This window comes from Alkalibaculum bacchi (genome assembly GCF_937875145.1).
Classification (GTDB): domain Bacteria; phylum Bacillota; class Clostridia; order Eubacteriales; family Alkalibacteraceae; genus Alkalibaculum; species Alkalibaculum bacchi_A.
The window spans coordinates 1-1,864 of the sequence record NZ_CALNCS010000238.1 but is presented as its reverse complement, the minus strand read 5'-3'; the positions used below and the strand labels follow the sequence as shown (position 1 = coordinate 1,864).

Here is a 1,864-nt window from a genome sequence, read left to right as displayed (position 1 = left end):
ATGTAATATTATCGTGTCCAAACGTGGCATAAAAAGCTTATTTTCACACAATCTGACGGGACTTTTTGATATGCTCCCCCTATAGTAGACAGGTTAAATAATAAAAATTGTTTACTGTAAGGAGGAGTATATTTTTATGCCTAAAAAGGGTAAAGTATCAGCTGATATTAAATTAATGGCTGTAAAAGAGTACTTAGCTGGTAATGGTTCTCTTACAACGGTAGGAATGAAATATGGGGTTACTGAATCCTCATTTAGAAAATGGGTAGCAAAATATAGAGCTTTTGGAGATTCTGCATTCATTCAGACCACACATTGTAATCACTACACGCTTGAGTTTAGAATGAAAGTTGTGAGTGAGTATCTAGATCGTAAAGGTAGTTTATATGATTTAGCTGTTAAATATAAAATACCTAGTCATACTACTTTGCCACGATGGGTTTTGAAGTATAATAGTCATAAGGAGTTTAAAATTTCCACAGCAGGAGGAAAAAACATTATGACTATAAGACGCAAAACTACATATGAAGAACGAATTGAAATAGTTCAATACTGTATTGAACATGAAAATAATTATGCCAAAACTGCCAAACAATATCACGTATCTTATCAGCAGGTATATGGGTGGGTGAAGAAATATGAGCAAAAGGGTGTTGAAGGTCTGCTTGATCGTAGAGGCCATAGAAAGCCTGAGGATGAAATGTCTGAATTAGAGAAGCTTCGTGCTGAAAATCGCTTGCTTAAGGCGCAAAATAAGCGACAGGAAATGGAGATGAAATTCCTAAAAAAGCTAGAAGAAGTCAAAAGGAGGCGATTTTAAGCCAGGTTCGAAACGAAAGTGTTTACCTAGCTATTCAAGAGATACATGACGAAAGAAATTATTCTATATCCGAGTTATGTAAGTTTGCTGAGATTTCTCGTTCATCTTACTACAAATGGTTCAATCGTGAAGAGGGAAAGAATGAGCAGTTTAATCGAACACTTCTTCCACTAATTAAAGATGCCTATGAAGAAAGAGGTGGCATTTTAGGGTATAGACAAATGACAATTAAGCTCAACAGAGAAAATGACTTTGATGTTAATGAAAAACGTATTTATAGACTTATGAAAATACTAAATCTTAAGTCTGTATGCCGAAGAAGGAAAAAGAATTACGTGAAGTCCACACCACAAATTACTGCACAAAATATATTGAATCGCGAATTCACAGCAGATAACTTTGGTGAAAAGTGGCTTACGGATGTAACCGAAATGAAGTATGGTATAAGCAGTAAGGCATATTTGAGTGCAATTCTAGATTTAGGCGATAAAAGTATCGTCTCCTTTGTCATAGGAAAATCGAATAATAATGATCTTGTATTTAAAACCTTTGATATAGCTCATAGTCAATATCCTGATGCAAAGCCTATCTTTCATAGTGATCGAGGAGTTCAGTATACTACAAAGGCGTTCAAGAGGAAGCTGGATCAAGCAGAAATGACACAAAGTATGTCTAGAGTATCTAGATGCATTGATAATGGCCCAATGGAAGCATTCTGGGGAATGCTAAAATCTGAGATGTATTATTTAAAAACATTTAATTCATACGATGAACTGGGACAAGCAGTCATTGATTACATAGATTATTACAATAATGGTCGTTATCAAAAGAAACTAAACTGTATGACACCAATAGAATATAGGAATTATTTAGAAGATAAGGTAGCATAAATTATCTCCAACTACATAAGAGTAGCTGGACATAATAAAAGACTATTTTTTGTTTTTTCACTTGTCTACTTGACAGGGAGCGGTCCATTTCAAGTCAGGCTTTTAGATTCTCAAGTGTCGATCCAATCTCATTTGCAAAGTACCACATTAAGGA

General features: G+C 34.7%; 2 protein-coding genes. Both read left to right on the top strand.

What is annotated here, in order from left to right:
• Positions 1-136 precede the first annotated feature (136 nt).
• Entirely contained in the window at positions 137-820 is a 684-nt protein-coding gene (locus Q7P22_RS13645) for a helix-turn-helix domain-containing protein (protein ID WP_303864973.1), read from the top strand.
• On the top strand, positions 778-1,710 hold the full coding sequence (locus tag Q7P22_RS13640) for an IS3 family transposase (RefSeq protein WP_369695544.1): 933 nt from the start codon (positions 778-780) through the stop codon (positions 1,708-1,710). The genes Q7P22_RS13645 and Q7P22_RS13640 overlap by 43 nt, the downstream gene beginning before the upstream one ends.
• The last annotated feature ends 154 nt before the right edge of the window (positions 1,711-1,864 follow it).